Raw genomic sequence first — 20,052 nt, 5'->3', positions numbered from 1 at the left:
GTCGGTCGATATTTCAGCAACCTATCACAGCTCGCCCAAGCCAAGCAGTATGCCTGACCGTAAGGACCTCATTGAGTTACCCAGTGTTGCCGCTGAGCCCGAGCCGACGGATGAAATATCCCGAGCCTTGTGGCGGGTATTGAGCGAACGGGTATTGTGGCGCACGCTGGAGTTCATGATCGTACTGGCGATCGTGATGTACTTCGCCGTGGCGGTTACGGCGCTTTCCCTGCGTTTCGTAGTCATGCCGCGCATCGACTCGTTTCGCCCCGCCATCGAAGCCGCCGCGTCCAATGCGCTGCATGCGCAGGTGTCGATGCAATCGATATCGGCTCGCTGGGACGGTTTCGCCCCGCGGCTTGAACTTTCCGGCCTGACTGTACGCGACCCGACGGGTGCGCCCGCACTAACCGTACCGCATGCATCGGCCACGCTGGCCTGGCGCTCGATTCTGCGTCTCACGCCGGTCTTTGCCCGCCTCGAGATCCAAAACCCCGTGGTGCTGGCGACCCGCAGAGCCGACGGCAGTATCGAAGTGGCCGGCGTCCAGATCAAAGCCAGCGGCGAGCACGATGACAAGCTGACTCATTGGCTCTTTACCCAGGGCGCCGTACTGATTCGAGGCGGGACACTGACGTGGCGTGACAATGCACGTGGGCTGCCCGACCTGACGTTGAAAAATATCAAATTGGCGGTGTTCAATTTCAGCCTCACGCATCGGATCGGGCTGCAGGCCGACGGTGACGGCACGTGGCTAAAGGGGCCGCTCGATTTCCGGGCGCGCTTTCGTCACGGCGTGCTGGCCGACCCGGGCGCACCCGCCAGTTGGAATGGACGCGCGTATCTGAGCATCGGCGCACTCGATTTACCCACGCTCGGGCGATATGTCGACCTGCCGATCCAGGCCAGCGGCGGCCAGATGGGCGGCAACCTCACGCTGTCGTTTAGCAAAATGAACGTCAACGCGGTGGAAGGTGAACTGAACGGCGACGCGCTCGCCTTGCATGTCACGCCAAGCTTGCCCGAGATCGATTCCCCGTCTCTGGCAATGCATTTCGATCTGCGACACGACGGCCGCGAATATCGATTGGCCGTGCGCGACCTATCGATGGCGCTGTCTGATCCCAAACCGCTTTCCGATGGCACCCCGCTCGACCGGCTGCTCTCGCTGGGCCAGCTCGATGCGGTCTACCTCCGGCCGACGGTAGGTAAGGGCCAAGCGTTCAGCCTGCATGGCGACCAAGTGGATGTGGGCCTGCTGGCCGAATTTTCGCGCAAGCTGCCGGTGCCCCGCACGATCGAAGATCAATTGCAACGGTACGATCCGCGCGGCGTGCTACGCAACTACACGGTGAAGTGGGAGCGCGCCGCACCCGCCACGGCGGCCGACGTCGCCGAAGCGGAAGTCAGCCGCAGCGTGCCTATCGTCAGTTACCAGATCGACGCCGACCTCGACAACCTCGGCATTGCGCCGCAGCCCCCCGCGCCGGGGCTCACACCATTGGGCCATCCGCATGTGGGCCAACCGGGTTTCGAAAATCTGTCGGGGCACATCTACGCCACCGAAAAAGGCGGCAGCCTGGCTCTGGCGTCGCAAAGCGCATCGGTCACCATCGAAGGCCTGTTCGATCAGCCGAAGATCGATCTCAATACGCTGAGCGGCCACCTCGACTGGGCGCTGGGCAAGAATGGCGAGCAACGCACTGTCAAAGTTCATACCGACGATCTGTCGGTGAGCAACGCCGATGCGACCGTGCACACCCGGGTCACCTACGCCAAGACCGACAGCGGCCCCGGTTCGCTTGACCTGCTGTCGAATTTTTCTCATCTGGAAGTGGCGGCTGTACCGCGTTATCTCCCCACCAGTTTGAGCGCCAAGCTGCGTGCCTACCTGGAGCACGCGCTGCGCGGCGGCACGTCCACCGACGCGAGCGTCGAAGTTAGCGGACTACTCGAAAACTTCCCGTTCGATCACCCGAGCCGCCCTGGCGTGTTTCATATCGTGGCGCCGTTCCAGGACGGTATTTTCGACCCTACGTCGGTACCCACGCCGCTGATGAGCGATGGCCGTCCTGAGCAGTGGCCCAGCATCGACGGCGTTGCGGGGCGCTTCGAGATCAATCGCGAAAAATTGGGGTTCACGATTGATCGAGCCCATTATCGGCAATTCAATCTGAGCCACGTCGAAGGGCGAATCGCCAATCTCTCCACGCGCGACGATGACCTGGTTATCGAAGGCCAGGGAGCGGGTCCGATGTCCGACTTGCTGGCCTTTGTGAATGCCAGCCCGATCGCGCTCGCCAGCGGCCATATCACCGAGAAACTCAGCGGCCAGGGCGAAACGGGGCTCGCACTCAAGCTCGGTGTGTCGCGCGACGAGCGTAAAGAGCGTACCGACGTGGCCGGCACGCTCGACTTGAAGAACGACACGCTCAGTTATGGCGATTTGCCGCCGCTGACCCGCTTGCAAGGCAAAGTCGAATTTGCCGCCGACCGCACGATGACGCTACAACGCCTGAGCGGTGAGTTCCTGGGCGAGCCTGTGCGTTTCGATGGCGGGATGACAAAGGACGGCACGCTCGCGGTCAACGTCGACGGCAGCATCACCGCCGACGCGTTGCGCACCGAACTGCCCAACGGTATGGAGGGCGCGGTGGCACGGCGGTTAAGCGGTACAGCACCTTACCGCGTCGTGGTGCACGCGGCGCCCCACGCCACGGCGGACATCACGGCGAGCGCGGACCTGAGCGCGATGGCGATCGATCTCCCTGCCCCGCTGGGCAAAGCCGCCGGCACACCGATGCCGTTGCGGTTTTCGCTGATCTCACTATCGCAAGCCGCGAATGTGGGCTCGGGTGGTGCTTCGGTGGGTGCTTCCGATGGTGCTTCGGTGGGTACTTCGATTGCAGGATCGACGCAGCCAGAGGCCGACACAATCCCCCCACGAGCAGCATCCAAAGATGACGGACCGACTGTCATGAAAAAGGCGCCGATCGAGCAAATCGACGCGCAACTCGGGCCGGTCTCACTGGCGTATGTACTGCGCAATCACCCATCTGCCGACGCCGAACCGACCGTATTGCGCGGCGCCATCGGTGTGAACAAGACGGTGCCGTTACCGGCGCGTGGCGTGGCGCTTGAGGTCGACCTCGATCATCTGGACCTGGACGCATGGCGCAAGACACTGAGCAGCCTGCAGCCCCCCGAAGCCAAAACCAGACCCACGTTCCCGCTCTCCTCCTCGGATCCGGCGACCGACGCGCCAAGACCGCGCATGGCCGGCGGCTATTCGCCGACCACTTTCAAAGCCCATGTGGGCGCGCTAAACCTGTTTTCGCGGCAGTGGGACAACATCGCCCTTGACGGCAGCCACATGAACGACCAATGGCAAGGCGATCTGCAATCCGATCAGGTGACGGGACATGCGCTATGGCGCCCACACAGTCCGCTTAGTCCTGCCGGCGAGCTCGAAACGCACCTGTCACACGTGAATATTCCCCCCGCACGCACGGGCGCTGCGCTGATGGAGGGACTGCGCACCGAGCGGCAGCAATTCCCCGCCATTAACGCGACGGTCGATGACTTCACCGTGTCCAATCGCCACTTCGGCAAACTCGAACTGCAGGCACGCAATCTGCGGCAAGACGGCGTGCCGGTCTGGCAACTCGACTCGCTGAAAGTTACCAGTCCAGCGGCCACGCTGACCACCACAGGTAGTTGGCGGCTGCCAAGCGGTGACGCCGCGGCCGCCACCGCTACCGCTACCGCTACCGCTTTGAATGCGACCAACTTGAACAATCCAGGCAGTCCGGCCAGCGTCGCGCCGTCTGTCTTCGCCGTATCGTCTGTCTTGGCCGAATCGCCGGCGCAAGTGCAGGACACGCCGCCGGCTCAGGACTTGCGCCGCACCGAACTCGATTTCAAACTCGACATTGCCGATGCCGGTGCTTTGCTGAATCAATTGGGCTTGCCCCACACACTGCAAAAGGGCAATGGCACATTGAGCGGTCATATCGGCTGGCGCGGCGGTCCCGACGCCATAGACAGCACCACGCTCGATGGCCATTTGGCAGCCGAATTGAAACGCGGCGAATTTTTGAAGGTCGACCCAGGCATAGCGAAGCTGCTGGGCGTATTCAGCCTGCAAAGCCTGTCGCGCTTTCTGACGCTGGATTTCCGGGACATTTTCGGCGCGGGCCTGCCGTTTGATTCGATCACCGCCACCAGCGACGTGCGGCGCGGCATCATCCATATCGACGATTTCAAACTGAATAGCTCGCCGGCAAAAATTTCGATGCACGGCACCGCCGATATTCCCCAAGAAACGCAAGATCTGCGTGTCATGGTCGTGCCAGTGTTAAGCGCCAGCTCGGCTGCGTTGGCGGCGACCGCAATCAACCCGGTGCTGGGCCTGGGCACCTTCGTCGCCCAATTGGTGTTATCCAATTCGCTGGCGCAGGCGCTATCCATAGAGTATGCGGTCACAGGCTCCTGGGCCGCCCCACAGATCCGCAAGATCAAGGACCGCAGCAAGTTCTTCAAGAATCCGCTCGCCAAAGACACCACGCCGCCCGCATCCGCGCCGGCGCACTGACGCGTGCCGGCGTCTCGATCTAATTAATGCGGGCCGGCGTCTCGATCTAATTGACGCCCGCCGCCGTCGCGATCTACGCTGCAATCTATGCTGTAACCCTGCGATCTACGCTGTAGCCATGAGGGAGAAACCACCGTATGAACCCATCCCGCACCGAATCTGCCAGCCCGCTACCCGCCGCCCCGGTCAAGGTAGCGGCCCTGCAGATGGTGAGCACCCCCGACCTCGCGCGTAATCTCGCCGATGCCGGTGCGTTGATTGCCCAGGCGGCAGCCGACGGCGCTGAACTTGTGCTGCTGCCGGAATACTTCTGTTTCATGGGTTTCAAGGATACCGACAAGGTGGCCTTGCGCGAGACGCCCGGGGACGGTCCGATCCAGAATTTTCTTGCCGATGCGGCGCGACGCAACAACGTCTGGGTGATCGGCGGCACCTTGCCGCTGGTCGCGCCGGAAGCCACGCGCGTCATGAACACCACGCTGGTGTTCGACGCACAGGGCCAGCAGGTTGCGCGCTACGACAAGATTCATCTATTCAGCTTCAGCAAGGGCCAGGATCAGTTCGACGAAGCACGAACCATCCGCCCCGGTGAGCAGGTCAGCACCTTCGACTCACCGGCGGGCCGCGTCGGTCTGTCAGTCTGCTACGACCTGCGTTTCCCCGAGCTATACCGCGCCTTGGGCGATTGCGCGCTGATGCTGGTGCCCTCGGCATTCACCTACACCACCGGCCGTGCCCACTGGGAGTTGCTGCTGCGCGCACGCGCCGTGGAAAACCAGTGCTACGTGCTCGCGGCGGCGCAAGGCGGCACACACGAAACCGGCCGCCGCACCTGGGGGCACAGCATGCTGATCGATCCCTGGGGAGAACGGGTCGCGCAACGGGAGGAGGGTCCGGGCGTGGTTGCAGGATACGTCGACCCGCAACGTATCGCCGAAGTGCGGCAGAGCCTGCCGGCCCTGCGGCACCGGGTGCTGGGCTGAACGGTGCCCGACCGGGCCGGGCTGCACTTCGACCATTGTCACAATGCAACGCCACGCTGTCACTTGCACCGACACCGGCTGGAAAATGCGGATTGGTGTAAGTTATGGGTATTAAACGACTTACACCGCATATTACTTTCGAAGAAGCGAGCATGAATCTTATAGAACCGGGCATCCGCAATCTGGCAACCGCCAAGGACCTTCTCCTGACCCCTTACGGGCTCGACGAGGCGCTCTTGACGCGGGTGTTGGGCGACATTTTCACGCATCGGGTCGACTACGCCGACCTGTACTTCCAAACCACCCGCAGCGAAGCCTGGAGTCTCGAAGAAGGCATCGTGAAATCGGGCAGTTTCAGCATCGACCAAGGCGTCGGCGTGCGTGCCGTGGCCGGCGAGCGCACCGCGTTTGCGTATTCGGACGACCTGTCGGCCGAAGCCATCATGCAAGCGGCTGCGGCCACCAAGGCGATCGCCAAAGCGGGCGGCGGACGACAACGCATCAAGGTGGCCAGCTCCCTGAAAGGCACGTTCGGTCGCGATCTCTATTTGCCGCAGGATCCCTTGAATTCGCTGGACGCTACCGCCAAGGTCAACTTGCTGGAGCGCATCGAAAAGATGGCGCGCAGCCGCGACCCGCGCATCACGCAGGTGATGGCCGGCTTGGCCGGTGAATACGATGTGGTGCTGGTGGCCCGCAGCGACGGCATCCTGGCCGCCGATATCCGGCCGCTGGTGCGCGTGTCGGTGACCGTCATCGCCGAGCAGAACGGCCGGCGTGAAGTCGGCAGCAGCGGCGGCGGCGGACGTTACGACTATCACTATTTCAGTGACGAATTACTGTCCGGTTACGTCGATGAAGCGGTACGCGCGGCCTTGCTCAACCTCGATGCGCGCCCAGCCCCGGCGGGTGCGATGACGGTCGTGCTCGGACCCGGCTGGCCCGGCGTGCTGCTGCACGAAGCCATCGGCCACGGGCTGGAGGGCGATTTCAACCGCAAGGGCTCGTCCGCGTTTGCCGGGCAGCTCGGCGAGCGCGTGGCCGCCAAGGGCGTTACCGTGGTCGACGACGGCACGCTGCCGAACCGCCGCGGGTCGCTCAACATCGACGACGAGGGAAATCCGACCCAGTGCACGACCTTGATCGAAGACGGCATCCTGAAGGGCTATATCCAGGACACGCTTAACGCGCGCCTGATGAAAATGCCGGTCACCGGCAACGCGCGCCGCGAATCCTATGCTGCGCTGCCGATGCCGCGCATGACCAATACCTACATGCTCAACGGCGAGCGTGATCCGCAGGAGATCATCGAATCCGTCAAGCACGGCCTGTATGCGGTCAATTTTGGCGGCGGTCAGGTGGACATCACCAACGGCAAGTTTGTGTTCTCCGCTTCAGAAGCCTACATGATCGAAGACGGCAAGATCACCTACCCGGTCAAGGGCGCCACGCTGATCGGCAGCGGCCCGGAATCGCTCAAGGACGTCAGCATGATAGGCAATGACATGGCGCTCGATACTGGCATAGGCGTGTGCGGTAAAGAAGGGCAAAGCGTGCCGGTAGGTGTGGGTCAGCCCACCTTGCGCATCGACCGTATGACGGTTGGCGGCACTGCTTAATCCGCAAAAATACGCACACTTCGTGCGAAATTCATGCCTCACACGCGTGAATTCCGCATTTTATGATGTAGACGCTTGTCAAACACGCTTCTACGAGTTATAAAGACACATCGAAACATCTCATATTGGGTCGCCTTTCCATGTTCGCCACGTTCTGGTTTTATTTTTATAGCTATCTCGAACCGCTGGCGGAAGGAGAGGGTTTGTAACGAGCCCTGCAGGATCCACGAAAACCGCCAGCGAGTCTGGCGGTTTTTTTTTATCCGGCGCAGCGTGTTCCTCAGTCAACCCGCTCGCCTCGCAAGACACCGCACATTATTTCTGGAGAATTGAGCATGCCCCCGCATAACACCGATGACGTCCGAATTCGAGAGTTGAAAGAGCTGGTACCTCCGGCGCATCTGATTCGGGAATTCCCTTGCGAAGAAAAGATTTCGGAGCTGATCTACCGCTCGCGTCAAGCGATGCACCGCATACTGCACGGCATGGAAGACCGCTTGATCGTGATCATCGGGCCGTGCTCGATACACGATCCGCAGGCCGCGCTGGAATACGCCGGCAAGCTCATGGAGCAACGCAAGCGCTACGCCGGAGAACTCGAAGTGGTGATGCGGGTGTATTTCGAAAAGCCGCGTACGACGGTGGGCTGGAAAGGCCTGATCAACGATCCGTACATGGACAATAGCTTCAAGATCAACGACGGTCTGCGCATGGCTCGCGAGTTGCTGTACAAGATCAATTCGCTGGGTGTGCCGGCGGGCACGGAATATCTCGACGTGATCAGCCCGCAATATATCGCCGACCTCGTCTCGTGGGGCGCGATCGGTGCGCGCACCACCGAGTCGCAAGTGCACCGTGAATTGGCTTCGGGCCTTTCCTGCCCGATCGGCTTCAAGAACGGCACCGACGGCAACGTCAAAATCGCGGTAGACGCGATCAAGGCCGCATCGCAACCGCACCATTTTCTGTCGGTAACGAAGGGCGGCCACTCGGCGATCGTGTCCACCTCGGGCAACGAAGACTGTCACATCATTTTGCGCGGCGGCAAGCAGCCCAACTTCGATGCAGCCAGTGTCGACGCCGCTTGCGGCGATATCGGCCGGGCCGGCTTGGCGGCCCGTCTCATGATAGACGCGAGCCACGCGAATAGTGAGAAAAAGCATGAGAACCAGATCGCGGTGTGCGCCGATATCGGTCGCCAAATCGGCGGTGGCGACGAACGCATCGTCGGTGCAATGATCGAGTCGAACCTCGTTGCGGGACGGCAGGACCTCGTGCCGGGCGAGCCGCTCGTATATGGTCAGAGCGTCACCGATGCCTGCATTGCGTGGGACGATAGCTTGGGCGTGCTGGAAACGCTGGCCGCCGCAGTCAAGGAGCGCCGTCGCGTGCGCGGCAGCGGCAACTGAGCGCTGCTAGAACTCGCCTAGTCGCGACGAGGGTAATGCCAAAGCACCTCGTCGCCGCCGTTCTCCCGATTCAACACACGCGCCAACACGAACAGCAGATCGGACAAGCGGTTGATATAGAGCCGTGGCGCAGCATTGAGCGGCTCATTGCGCCCCAACGCCACAATCGAGCGCTCGGCACGCCGGCACACCGTGCGGCAAACGTGCGCGAGGGACGCGGCGCGCGAGCCTGCCGGCAGGATGAATTCGCGTAGCGGCGGCAGCTCGGCGTTATGCTCGATGATCCAATGATCCAGTTGCGCCACCTCGGTGCCGCTGATCACACTGTGTCCCGGCATGCATAATTCGCCGCCCAAGTTGAATAGATCGTGCTGAATCGCCGTGAGTTGAACCCGGATTGCGGGCGGCAACGATTCGGCCAGCAATACGCCGAGGTTCGAATTGAGTTCGTCGACGTCGCCGATCGCTGCGATCCTCGCCTCGTCCTTGCCTACCCGGCTGCCGTCGCCCAGGCCGGTCGTACCGTCGTCGCCGGTGCGGGTGGTGATTTTGCTCAAACGATGGCCCATGGCTGTCCTGTTGCGAATTCGCTAGTGCTGCGCTGATATCTGCGCCTGCCTATTATAGATTTTGTCGCCGCGCAGCATACAACGCGTGCAAGCGCCAAACGACAAACCCGAATTCACCCGAGACCCCGATCGGCAGTAGAATAAGGGCATACAAAGCGATAATAAGCCCCGAATTATTCGTCGATACAACCCGATGTGCGGTTGTTCGAAGCGCTGGAGACAAGCTTGAACCATCCTGTTCCTCCCACGGAAGTGGAGAATGTGGCAAATGCGGTAGCGCATGCGGCCACCCATGCCGCCGCACCCGCCAATACACGCGTGCCCTTCCCCGCTGAACTCTTCAGCGCGCTGCAGGAAGCCTTCGGCGAGCGTGTTTCCAACAAGACGGCGGTGCGTGAACATCACGGCCGCGATGAATCACCGTACGACCCGGAATTGCCCGACGCGGTGGTGTTTGCCCAGACCACCGAAGAAGTGGCCACCATCGTGCGCCTGTGCGCACGCTACCAAGTGCCCATCATTCCATTCGGCGCCGGTTCGTCGCTCGAGGGCCACCTGTTGGCCGTGCGCGGCGGTGTGTCGATCGACCTCAACGGCATGAACCGAGTGCTTTCGATTAACGCGGAAGACCTGACCGTCACGGTCGAACCCGGCATTTCCCGCAAGACGCTCAACGAGGCGCTGCGCGATACCGGCTTGTTTTTCCCGATCGACCCGGGCGCTGACGCCAGCATTGGCGGCATGACAGCCACCCGCGCCTCCGGCACCAACGCCGTACGCTACGGCACCATGCGCGAAAACGTGCTCGGGCTGACCGTCGTGCTGGCCGATGGCCGCATCGTCAAGACCGGCACCCGCGCGCGCAAATCGTCGGCCGGCTACGATCTGACCCGCCTGATGGTCGGCTCCGAGGGAACGCTGGGCGTGATCACCGAAATTACCGTGCGGCTGTATCCGCAGCCCGAAGCGGTGTCGGCCGCCATCTGCGCGTTTCCGACCATGGCGGATGCCGTGCGTACCGTGATCGAAACGATCCAGCTCGGTGTGCCGGTCGCGCGCGCTGAGTTCGTCGATGCACTGGCGGTGCGCGCGATCAACCTGCACTCGAAACTCACGCTGCGCGAAATGCCGACCCTGTTCTTCGAATTCCATGGCACCGAAGCCGGCGTCAAGGAGCAAGCGGAGCGTGTCCAGGAGCTGGCCGACAGCAACCACGGCGAAGGCTTCGAATGGTCGGTGCGGCAGGAAGACCGTACGCGCCTATGGAACGCGCGGCACAGCGCGTACTTCGCGATGCTGCAACTCAAGCCCGGTTGCCGCGCTGTCACGACCGACGTGTGCGTGCCGATCTCGCGCTTGGCCGAGTGCGTCATCGAGACCGAACGCGACCTGCTGGCATCGTCGCTGCCCTGCCCGATCGTCGGCCATGTCGGCGACGGCAATTTCCACGTCGCGATGCTCATCGATCCGACTCAGCCGGCCGAGCTCGAAGAGGCAGAACGGATCAACCAGCGCGTGGTACGTCGCGCCCTCGCGATGGACGGCACTTGCACCGGCGAGCATGGTGTCGGTCTGCATAAAATGGGCTTTTTGATCGAAGAACACGGCGAGGACGCCATCAGCGTCATGCGCTCGATCAAGCAGGCGCTCGATCCGCAGAACCTGATGAACCCAGGCAAGATTTTCGTCTGACTGATCGACCCAATAAGCGATCAGACAGCCGACACGATAAGCGACCCAATAAGTGACTCGATCATCGATGCGCTGATCGAGTCGCTAATGAATTCGCCAATGGATTCCACCAGTCGGGCGCAAAAACACCGGCTTACCGGGCGCGTCACAGGAGACTTTCAATGAATGCACCGGCAGAACTCTCGGCCGATGCGCTGGCGATCCGGCAGCGCGAGCTGGTCCAGGCGCTCAGCGCCATATTGCCCAGCCACGGCTTGCTACACCGTGCCGAAGACACCACGCCGTACGAATGCGATGGATTGGCCGCGTACCGAACCGTGCCGCTGGCCGTCGCATTGCCCGAAACCGAACTCCAGGTACAACGCATCCTGCAGGTCTGCCATAAGCTCAGCGTCCCGGTGGTGCCGCGCGGCGCGGGCACGGGCTTGTCGGGCGGCGCCATGCCGTTGCAGCAAGGGCTGGTGCTGTCGCTGGCGCGCTTTAAGAAAATCCTCAACGTCGATCCCTACGCGCGAACCGCAACGGTGCAACCCGGCGTGCGTAATCTCGCGATTTCTGAGGCGGCCGCCCCCTACGGCTTGTTCTACGCGCCCGATCCGTCCTCGCAGATCGCCTGTTCGATCGGCGGCAATGTCGCCGAAAACTCGGGTGGCGTCCACTGTCTGAAATACGGGTTGACGGTACACAACGTGATGCGCGTGCGTGCCGTGACGATGGAAGGCGAAGTGGTCGAATTCGGCTCGCTCGCACTCGATACGCCGGGCCTCGATCTGCTCTCGGTCGTGATCGGCAGCGAAGGCATGTTCGTGGTCGTCACCGAAGTGACGGTCAAGCTGCTGCCGAAACCGCAGCTCGCGCAAGTGATCATGGCCAGCTTCGACGACCTCGAAAAAGGCGGCAATGCGGTGGCCGCTATCATTGCGGCCGGCATTATTCCGGCTGGCCTGGAGATGATGGACAAGCCCGCAACGCGCGCTGTCGAAGAGTTCGTCAAGGCGGGCTACGACCTCGACGCCGCGGCAATTCTGCTGTGCGAATCCGACGGCACGACAGAGGAAGTGAGCGAAGAAATCGAGCGCATGACGGTCGTGCTCAGGGATCACGGCGCGACGCGCATCCAGGTATCGCGCTCGGAAGCCGAACGGCTGCGCTTCTGGTCAGGGCGCAAGAACGCATTCCCGGCCGCGGGTCGGATCTCGCCCGATTACTACTGCATGGACGGCACGATCCCGCGCCGCAGTATCGGCGTCTTGCTCAAGCGCATCACCGAGATGGAGGTGCGCTATCAACTGCGCTGCATGAACGTGTTCCATGCGGGCGATGGCAATATGCACCCGCTGATCCTGTTCAACGGCAACGATATGGACGAATGGCACCGTGCCGAAGCATTCGGCACGGACATACTCGAAGCCTGCGTCGAGCTGGGCGGCACCGTGACCGGCGAGCATGGCGTAGGCATCGAGAAAATCAATTCGATGTGCGTGCAGTTCTCGCCCGAAGAGCGCGATGCGTTCTTTGCGGTGAAGCGCGCCTTCGACCCGGCGAGCCTGCTCAATCCGGACAAAGGCATACCCAGCCGGGCGCGCTGCGCCGAATACGGCAAGATGCACATACGCGGCGGATTGTTGCCACACCCCGAGCTACCGAGGTTTTAATGACGGATCTGACACTATCGTTGCGCGAGCGTGTGACCCACGCCGCCGGACACGACACCCCCCTGCGTATCCGCGGCGGCGGAACCAAGGACTGGTATGGCCAAGCCCTGGAAGGCGAGATCCTCGACACGCATGAACATACCGGCATCCTCGCTTACGACCCCGCCGAACTCGTGATCACCGCGCGCAGCGGCACGCCGCTGGCCGAAATCGAAGCCAAGCTGGCTGAACACAACCAGATGTTGCCATTCGAGCCGCCGCATTTCGGATCGGGCGCGACCCTGGGCGGCTGCATCGCGTCCGGACTGGCGGGCCCGCGTCGCCAGAGTGCCGGTGCGCCGCGCGATTTCGTGCTTGGCGCGGTGGTGATGAATAGTCGTGGCGAAGTGCTGCATTTTGGCGGGCAGGTGATGAAAAACGTTGCCGGCTATGATGTCTCGCGCTTGATGGCCGGTGCGCTGGGCACACTGGGCCTGCTGCTCGAAATTTCGGTCAAGGTGTTGCCACGTCCTTTCGCGGAAACCACGCTCAAATTCGACACCAGTGCGACCGATGCCGTGCGCAAGCTCAACGAGTGGGCCGGTAGAGCCTTGCCCGTGACGGCAAGCGCCTGGCGCGACGGCACGCTCGCGCTGCGTCTGGCCGGTGCGGAAGCCGCGGTCAAAGCAGCGCGCACGCAGTTGGGCGGCGAAGCGGTCGACGCCATCGAAGCGGCGCGCTTCTGGGAAGGTTTGCGCGAGCAGACCGACTCTTTTTTCAGCGACCTTTCGCCCACCGCTGCGTTGTGGCGGCTATCGCTACCGTCCATCGCCGAACCGCTGGCCGGACAGCAGTTGATGGAATGGGGCGGCTCGCAACGTTGGTGGATCACCGATGTCGACGCGCAGCAGGTACGCATGGCGGCGCGTCACGCAGGCGGTCACGCCACCCTGTTCAGGCCGGGGCCCGGCAATGAACAATCGCGTCAGGGCGGTGTATTCACGCCGCTACCCGCGGCACTCATGAAAATCCACCGAGGTCTGAAGGCGACCTTCGATCCGGCGCGAATTTTCAATCGAGGCAGGCTTTATCCCGATTTCTAGTTGTGCCCGGAAGTGTCAGACTGAAACGACCGAGTGCGGCGCTCCAGCCGCACGTAGCCCAATCACAACTCCTGCCCGCATGCAAACCACTCTTGCCGAGTTCATTCGCAACACACCCGATGGCGATGAAGCACAAGCCATTTTGGGCAAATGTGTACATTGCGGCTTCTGTACCGCTACCTGCCCGACCTACCAGCTATTGGGCGACGAGCTCGACGGCCCGCGCGGCCGCATCTACCTGATCAAACAAATGGTCGAAGGCGCGGCGGTCACGCAGCTCACGCAGACTCACCTCGACCGCTGCCTGACTTGCCGCAATTGCGAGACCACTTGCCCCTCGGGCGTTCAATACGGACGCCTGATTGAGATCGGCCGAAAAGTGGCCGAAGAAAGAGTTTCGCGCCCGCTGGGGCAGCGTTTCATCCGACGCGCGCTCGCCAATTTCTTGCCCAATGCGCGGTTGTTCGCGCCGGCATTCAAGCTCGGCCAGCAGGTTCGACCGCTGCTGCCCAAAAAGCTGCGCGACAAAGTACCGCCCAAACAAAATGTCGGCGTATGGCCGACCCGCGAACACCCGCGCAAGATGCTGATGCTGGCCGGCTGCGTGCAACCCGCGATGATGCCCAACGTGAACCTCGCCACCGCGCGCGTGCTCGACGCGCTGGGCATACAGTCTTTGGTTGCCGCCAATGCCGGCTGCTGCGGCGCAATTCGCCTGCATCTCGGTTATAACGACGAAGGGCTGGACGATATCCGGCGCAATATCGATGCGTGGTGGCCGTACATCGAGCAGGGTGTGGAAGCGCTGGTGATGAATGCATCCGGGTGCGGCGTGACGGTTAAGGAATACGGTTATCTGTTGCGTGACGACGCGATGTATGCGGAGAAGGCGATGCGCATCTCGGCGCTCACGCGCGACATATCGGAGGTGCTGCCTGAGTTCGAAATCGAGCTGCTGTCGATGACGACGCGCGGCAGCGTGCATACGATTGCCTACCATCCACCGTGCACGCTGCAGCACGGGCAGCAGATACGCGGTTCGGTCGAAGGCTTGCTCAGTGCGCTGGGCATCGAAGTGCGGCTACCTGCGGACTCGCATTTGTGTTGCGGGTCGGCTGGGACTTACTCGGTGTTGCAACCGACGTTGTCGTATAAGTTGCGGGATCAGAAGGTCGAAAAACTGACCGCGACCGAGCCGCAGATGATCGTGTCGGGAAATGTCGGTTGCATTTCGCATTTGCAAAGCGGCACGGGGATACCGGTGATGCACTGGGTGGAGTTGCTCGATCGCATGTTGAATTGATCGGATGTTGATTTAAGACCGCCGATCCTGCCGACTGCACACCGCTATAATCGAGAAATCGTGGTCTCCGCCCGCCCGAAGATTTCTCACTGATCCACGCCTCATGTCCCAGATTGCAGCACATCTCGATGAAACCCATGCCCGCATCGCGCAGGCCGAGCAGGCGGCTCATCGTCCCGCCGGATGCGTAACGCTGCTGGCGGTGTCCAAGACCTTCCCGGCGCAAGCGGTGCGTGACGCCTACGCCGCAGGCCAACGCGCGTTCGGCGAAAACTACGTCCAGGAAGCGCTAGGCAAGATCGCTGAACTAGCCGATGTGCGCGACGCGCTCGAGTGGCATTTCATCGGCCCGCTCCAAAGCAACAAGACGCGCCAAGTCGCCGAACACTTCGACTGGGTGCATTCCGTCGATCGCCTGAAGATCGCACAACGGCTGTCCGAGCAGCGCCCGGCTGAATTGCCGCCGCTCAATCTCTGCCTGCAAGTCAACATCAGCGGTGAAGCCAGCAAAAGCGGCGCGTCGCCCGACACCGCGCGCGAAGTCGCCCACGCGATCGCCGCCTTGCCTCGGTTGCGCCTGCGCGGGTTGATGTCAATTCCCGAAAGTGCTGACAAGCTAGATCAACAACGCGCGCCACACCGCGCACTTCACGACTTGTATGAAACGCTGCGCGCCGACGGCCTTGCGCTCGATACGCTGTCCGCCGGCATGTCGAACGACCTCGAAGCCGCGGTGCTGGAAGGCGCGACGATGGTACGCATCGGCACCGCGATTTTCGGCGCACGCACTTACGCCACTAGCTAACGCCCCTCTCAACCCTGACGGAATTCCCTATGAAGATTCTATTTATCGGCGGCGGCAATATGGCCAGCGCCTTGATCGGCGGCCTACTCAAACGTGGCGTGGCGGCCAATGGCCTGGGCGCAATCGATCCGAACGCGAACACGCTCGTGCATCTCGCAACGCAATTCGGCATCAAGACCTACGGTGCGGTCGGGCCTCACCTGCAGGATTTCGACGCCATCGTGTTGGCGGTCAAGCCGCAGGTGCTGAAGGAAGTCGCGACCGCGCTGGCGCCGTTTATCGGCACACAGTTGATCATCAGTATCGCCGCCGGCATACGCGGCATCGATATTGCACGCTGGCTGGGCGGCTATGCGCGTATCGTGCGCGCGATGCCCAACACGCCCGCACTGATCGGCATGGGCGTGACTGGCTTGGCCGCCCTACCCGACGTAGACGAGGCTGGGCGCGCGCTCGCGGGTGAGGTGCTGGCGGCAGTCGGTCAAGTGGTCTGGTGCAAAGCCGAAAGCGACATTGATGCCGTGACGGCGATTTCCGGCAGTGGCCCTGCTTACGTGTTCTATTTCATTGAAGCGCTGCAGCAGGCCGCGCTGGAACTCGGCTTCGACGCAGAACAGGCACGCAAGCTCGCGGTCTCGACCTTCACGGGCGCGGCGCAATTGGCGGCCCAAACGCTTGAGCCGATCGGCACGTTGCGCGAGCGCGTTACCTCGAAGGGCGGCACGACGGCGGCGGCACTCGCTTCTTTTGAAACCGATCAAGTGGGCACGGCGATCGCGCGTGGTGCATTGGCGGCGCACCATCGGGCTGAAGCAATGGGCGACGAATTCGGTAACGCTTGATCTCGTCGCTACCCGCAAATCAAATAGTGCAACGCGATCCCCGCAAACAACACGCCGCCGAGCCAGTTGTTATGGCGAAAGGCCGCGAAGCACGCCATCCGGTCACGATCGCGAATCAGGCGATAGTGATAGACCACGCACCCGGCCGCCGCACCCAGTCCCGCCCAGAACGGCAAGCCCAACCCAAGCCACACGCCTATCCCCACATAAATCAACAACGTTGCGGCGTAGCACAGCATGATCGCGATCACGTCGTACCGCCCGAACGTCAGCGCTGAAGTGCGTATGCCGATCTTCAAATCATCCTCGCGATCGACCATCGCGTATTCGGTATCGTAAGCGACCGACCAAAACACATTGGCCAACAGCATCACCCAAGCCACCGCAGGCACCTGACCCTGTATCGCGGCAAAACTCATCGGAATGCCGAAGCCGAAGGCTATCCCCAGATACGCCTGGGGAATCGCGAAAAATCGCTTGGTGAACGGATAGCTGCCGGCCAGGATCACCGCGGCGATAGACAGCAGCTTGGTCAATGAATTGAGGGGCAGGATCAACAGAAACGACAGCACCGTGAGCGTCCCGGCAATCGCCAGCGCCTCCCACGGCTGAATCGCGCCGGAAGTCAGCGGCCGGTTCTCGGTGCGTTTGACATGGCGATCGAAATCGCGATCGGCGTAATCGTTGATCGCGCAGCCGGCCGAGCGCATCAGTATCGTTCCCACGACGAAGATCGTCAGCATGGGCAACGAAGGTCTGCCGTCGGAGGCGATCCAAAGCGCGTTGAGCGTGGGCCACAACAACAGCAAGCTGCCGATGGGTTTGTCCATCCGAATCAGACGCAGGTAAAGCGGTAAGCGGGCAAGCATGGCGAATAGAGTCAGAGTTGGAGTTGGATACCAAACCGGCGCGACCGCAGGCTTGCAGGGCTTAAGGAGGATGTCGATCAGTGACATCAACGCGGGTGACGTTGCCCCGGGGGACATCTACCGAGAACGTCGGCCGGGAACGTCAACTGTCGCATTTTAAAGCGGTTTCGAGTATCCCTTGCAATTAAGAGCCTGCTACCGGGCGCTCTCCGCTCGCGCTGTTGTCCTATGCCTATCCTTCACCCTATGCGCTCGTTCCCCGTTCTACTAAGTGTTTTCCCTTGTCAAGAAATCGTTCCACTTGGTCGTTATGTTAAAGGTAGCGGCGTGAGCCCATTTCATTTACTCATGCCTTTAAAGTAAGCGCATGCCCGGGAGAGCAGATTGAGTCGTCTAAGTTTGAACGCGAAGTTATGGTTGGCGCTTGCCGTTACGTGGTTGGGCCTTTTGCTGCTGGGCGGCTGGGCCGCGTGGGAATCGCGCACCACGATGCTCAGTGAGCGCAAGGGCGCCGTACAAAATGTCGTCGAATCGTCGTACGGGATCGTCGACGATTATGCGAAGCAAGTCGACGCCGGAAAATTGACGCTCGAACAAGCCAAGCAGCAAGCGATGGATCGTCTGAGCGAGATGCGCTATCCGAATAGCGGCTACATGATCATCTCAACCGCCCACCCGGTCGTCATCATGCATCCGGTGCTCGCCGACCTGCGCAACAAGGACGTCTCCGATTACGCCGATCCCAAAGGCACGAAGATGTTTGTCGAGATGGTCAAGATCGGGCAAACCAACGGCCAGGGGTTCCTCAGCTACGTGGGGCGCCTGAACGGCGTGTGGGCTCCGAAAATCAGTTTTGTGAAGCGCTTCGCACCATGGGATTGGTATCTGATTTCGGGCGTCTACATGGCGGACATCAACACCGCGTTTTACGCCAATCTGCTGCAATACTTTATCGTGGTGCTGGTCATCGGCGGCCTGATTTCGCTAGCGATGACACTCATCATACGCAACGTCAAGCGCAGCCTGGGCGGCGAACCCGGGTACGCAGCGCAGATTGCCGAAACGATCGCGAGCGGCGACCTGACCAGCAAGCTTGCGTTGCGCGCCGACGACCGCAACAGCATGCTGTTTGCCATGCATAACATGCAGGGCCGCCTGACCGACACCATCCAGCAGATACGCAGCGGTACTGAAACCATTACGCTGGCGGCGCAAGAAATTTCGGCCGGCAATCTCGACCTGTCCTCACGCACCGAAGAGCAAGCCGCCTCGCTGGGCGAAACCGCGGCGAGCATGGAGCAGCTCACCGCCACCGTCAAACAGACCGCAGACAATGCGCGCCAGGCCAACCAGATGGCGTCCAGCGCATCGCAGATCGCCGGCGAAGGCGGCACGGTCGTGCAGCAAGTGGTCGACACGATGCAAAACATTGCGGCCAGTTCGAACCGCGTCGTCGATATTATTTCGGTGATCGAAGGCATCGCATTCCAGACCAACATCCTGGCGCTGAATGCTGCGGTGGAAGCGGCCCGCGCCGGCGAAGACGGCCGCGGCTTCGCGGTGGTGGCCGGCGAAGTGCGCAATTTGGCTCAGCGCAGCTCGGAAGCCGCCAAGGAGATCAAAGGCCTGATCGAGGCATCGGTGCATCAGGTGGATACCGGGCGTGGTCTGGTCGAGCGCGCCGGCACCACGATGACCTCGATCGTGCAGGCGGTGCAGCGCGTGACCGACATCATCGGCGAGATTTCCGCGGCCTCGGAAGAGCAGAGCCGCGGCATCGAGCAAGTCAATATCGCGATCACGCAGATGGACCAGACCACCCAGCAGAACGCGGCCATGGTTGAACAGGCGGCAGCCGCTGCGCAATCGATGGAAGAGCAGTCGCGCTCGTTGCGTGAAGCCGTCAATGTGTTCCGGGTGGCGGACACGGGTGGACGCGACTGAGCATACGGACGGCGGGAAAATGGCAAATAAAAAGCGCTGAAGTTCAGCGCTTTTTTTCGATCACGTGGGTCGCAGCCGGCAGTTCAGCCCAGCATCGCGCGCAACATCCATGCGGTCTTTTCATGGATTTGCATGCGTTGGGTCAGCAAGTCGGCACTCGGTTCGTCGTGGACTTCGTCGGTCAGCGCAAATACGCCGCGCGCGGTGCGCACCACGGCTTCCTGGCCCTCCACCAGTTGGCGGATCATCTCATTGGCCTCGGGCACGCCCTCCGCTTCCGGAATTGACGACAACTTCGCGTATTCCTTGTAGCTGCCCGGCGCCGGAAAGCCCAGCGCGCGGATGCGCTCGGCGATCGAATCGACGGCCAGCGCCAGCTCGGTGTATTGCCCTTCGAACATCAGGTGCAATGTATTGAACATCGGGCCGGTCACGTTCCAGTGAAAATTGTGCGTCTTCAGGTACAAGGTGTACGTGTCGGCGAGCAAACGGCTCAACCCTTCCGCGATTTTCTTGCGGTCTTTGTCATTGATGCCGATATTGACACTTGGGGGCGGATTTTTTTTCGCCATAACTCACTCCTTAGAAGATCAGTTGCAATTTCGTACGGATGCCGACCCCAGTTTATCTTGAAACAGTTCGGCCGACACGGCGTGCAATGCGCACGCCGGTCGCCGGTCGCCGGT

The 20,052-nt window shown here is 61.6% G+C and carries 14 protein-coding genes; 11 read left to right on the top strand and 3 right to left on the bottom strand.

What is annotated here, in order from left to right; all coding sequences use genetic code 11:
- Window positions 1-49 precede the first annotated feature (49 nt).
- From GSQ77_RS19015 to aroG, 4 genes are all read left to right on the top strand, one after another.
- The gene (locus GSQ77_RS19015) at window positions 50-4,594 is read left to right on the top strand and encodes a YhdP family protein (RefSeq protein WP_158904344.1); all 4,545 of its coding nucleotides are present in this window, start codon (window positions 50-52) and stop codon (window positions 4,592-4,594) included.
- A gap of 137 nt (window positions 4,595-4,731) precedes the next feature.
- Window positions 4,732-5,577 carry a carbon-nitrogen hydrolase family protein gene (locus tag GSQ77_RS19010; RefSeq protein ID WP_158904343.1) on the top strand — a complete coding sequence of 282 codons (846 nt, stop codon included), beginning with the start codon at window positions 4,732-4,734 and terminating at the stop codon, window positions 5,575-5,577.
- Between the two features lie 152 nt (window positions 5,578-5,729).
- Window positions 5,730-7,196 (top strand): metalloprotease TldD, encoded by a 1,467-nt coding sequence (tldD, locus tag GSQ77_RS19005; protein ID WP_158904342.1) that lies wholly within the window; start codon window positions 5,730-5,732, stop codon window positions 7,194-7,196.
- A 335-nt stretch (window positions 7,197-7,531) separates the two neighbouring features.
- Window positions 7,532-8,605, top strand: coding sequence for a 3-deoxy-7-phosphoheptulonate synthase AroG (aroG, locus tag GSQ77_RS19000; RefSeq protein WP_158904341.1), 1,074 nt, complete (start codon window positions 7,532-7,534; stop codon window positions 8,603-8,605).
- Window positions 8,606-8,622: 17 nt separating this feature from the next.
- On the opposite strand, the gene GSQ77_RS18995 is transcribed toward aroG, so the two are convergent.
- Window positions 8,623-9,174, bottom strand: coding sequence for a cob(I)yrinic acid a,c-diamide adenosyltransferase (locus GSQ77_RS18995; protein WP_158904340.1), 552 nt, complete (start codon window positions 9,172-9,174; stop codon window positions 8,623-8,625).
- A 318-nt stretch (window positions 9,175-9,492) separates the two neighbouring features.
- On the opposite strand from GSQ77_RS18995, the gene GSQ77_RS18990 reads away from it, so the two are divergent.
- The 6 genes from GSQ77_RS18990 (at window position 9,493) to proC (ending at window position 16,553) form a co-directional block, all read left to right on the top strand.
- Window positions 9,493-10,866 carry an FAD-binding oxidoreductase gene (locus GSQ77_RS18990; protein WP_254067802.1) on the top strand — a complete coding sequence of 458 codons (1,374 nt, stop codon included), beginning with the start codon at window positions 9,493-9,495 and terminating at the stop codon, window positions 10,864-10,866.
- Between the two features lie 161 nt (window positions 10,867-11,027).
- Window positions 11,028-12,521, top strand: a complete 1,494-nt coding sequence (locus GSQ77_RS18985; RefSeq protein WP_158904339.1) for an FAD-linked oxidase C-terminal domain-containing protein — start codon at window positions 11,028-11,030, stop codon at window positions 12,519-12,521.
- Window positions 12,521-13,603, top strand: coding sequence for a glycolate oxidase subunit GlcE (gene glcE, locus GSQ77_RS18980; protein WP_158904338.1), 1,083 nt, complete (start codon window positions 12,521-12,523; stop codon window positions 13,601-13,603). Before GSQ77_RS18985 ends, glcE begins: the two co-directional genes overlap by 1 nt.
- Window positions 13,604-13,682: 79 nt before the next feature.
- The gene (gene glcF, locus GSQ77_RS18975; protein WP_158904337.1) at window positions 13,683-14,906 is read left to right on the top strand and encodes a glycolate oxidase subunit GlcF; all 1,224 of its coding nucleotides are present in this window, start codon (window positions 13,683-13,685) and stop codon (window positions 14,904-14,906) included.
- Between the two features lie 103 nt (window positions 14,907-15,009).
- Window positions 15,010-15,711 (top strand): YggS family pyridoxal phosphate-dependent enzyme, encoded by a 702-nt coding sequence (locus GSQ77_RS18970; RefSeq protein WP_158904336.1) that lies wholly within the window; start codon window positions 15,010-15,012, stop codon window positions 15,709-15,711.
- 29 nt (window positions 15,712-15,740) lie between these two features.
- Window positions 15,741-16,553, top strand: a complete 813-nt coding sequence (gene proC / locus GSQ77_RS18965; protein WP_158904335.1) for a pyrroline-5-carboxylate reductase — start codon at window positions 15,741-15,743, stop codon at window positions 16,551-16,553.
- A gap of 8 nt (window positions 16,554-16,561) precedes the next feature.
- Here the strand turns inward: proC and ubiA are convergent, their stop codons facing one another.
- Window positions 16,562-17,422 (bottom strand): 4-hydroxybenzoate octaprenyltransferase, encoded by an 861-nt coding sequence (gene ubiA / locus GSQ77_RS18960; RefSeq protein WP_158904334.1) that lies wholly within the window; start codon window positions 17,420-17,422, stop codon window positions 16,562-16,564.
- 384 nt (window positions 17,423-17,806) lie between these two features.
- On the opposite strand from ubiA, the gene GSQ77_RS18955 reads away from it, so the two are divergent.
- The gene (locus tag GSQ77_RS18955; RefSeq protein WP_254067700.1) at window positions 17,807-19,366 is read left to right on the top strand and encodes a methyl-accepting chemotaxis protein; all 1,560 of its coding nucleotides are present in this window, start codon (window positions 17,807-17,809) and stop codon (window positions 19,364-19,366) included.
- A gap of 83 nt (window positions 19,367-19,449) precedes the next feature.
- On the opposite strand, the gene GSQ77_RS18950 is transcribed toward GSQ77_RS18955, so the two are convergent.
- Window positions 19,450-19,938, bottom strand: a complete 489-nt coding sequence (locus GSQ77_RS18950; RefSeq protein WP_158904333.1) for a Dps family protein — start codon at window positions 19,936-19,938, stop codon at window positions 19,450-19,452.
- Between the last annotated feature and the right edge of the window lie 114 nt (window positions 19,939-20,052).

Origin of the sequence: Burkholderia sp. L27(2015), from assembly GCF_009765705.1 — a bacterium.
Lineage (GTDB): Bacteria > Pseudomonadota > Gammaproteobacteria > Burkholderiales > Burkholderiaceae > LMUX01.
The sequence above is the reverse complement of the archived record's forward strand: the minus strand, read 5'-3'. Positions and strand labels throughout refer to the sequence as shown.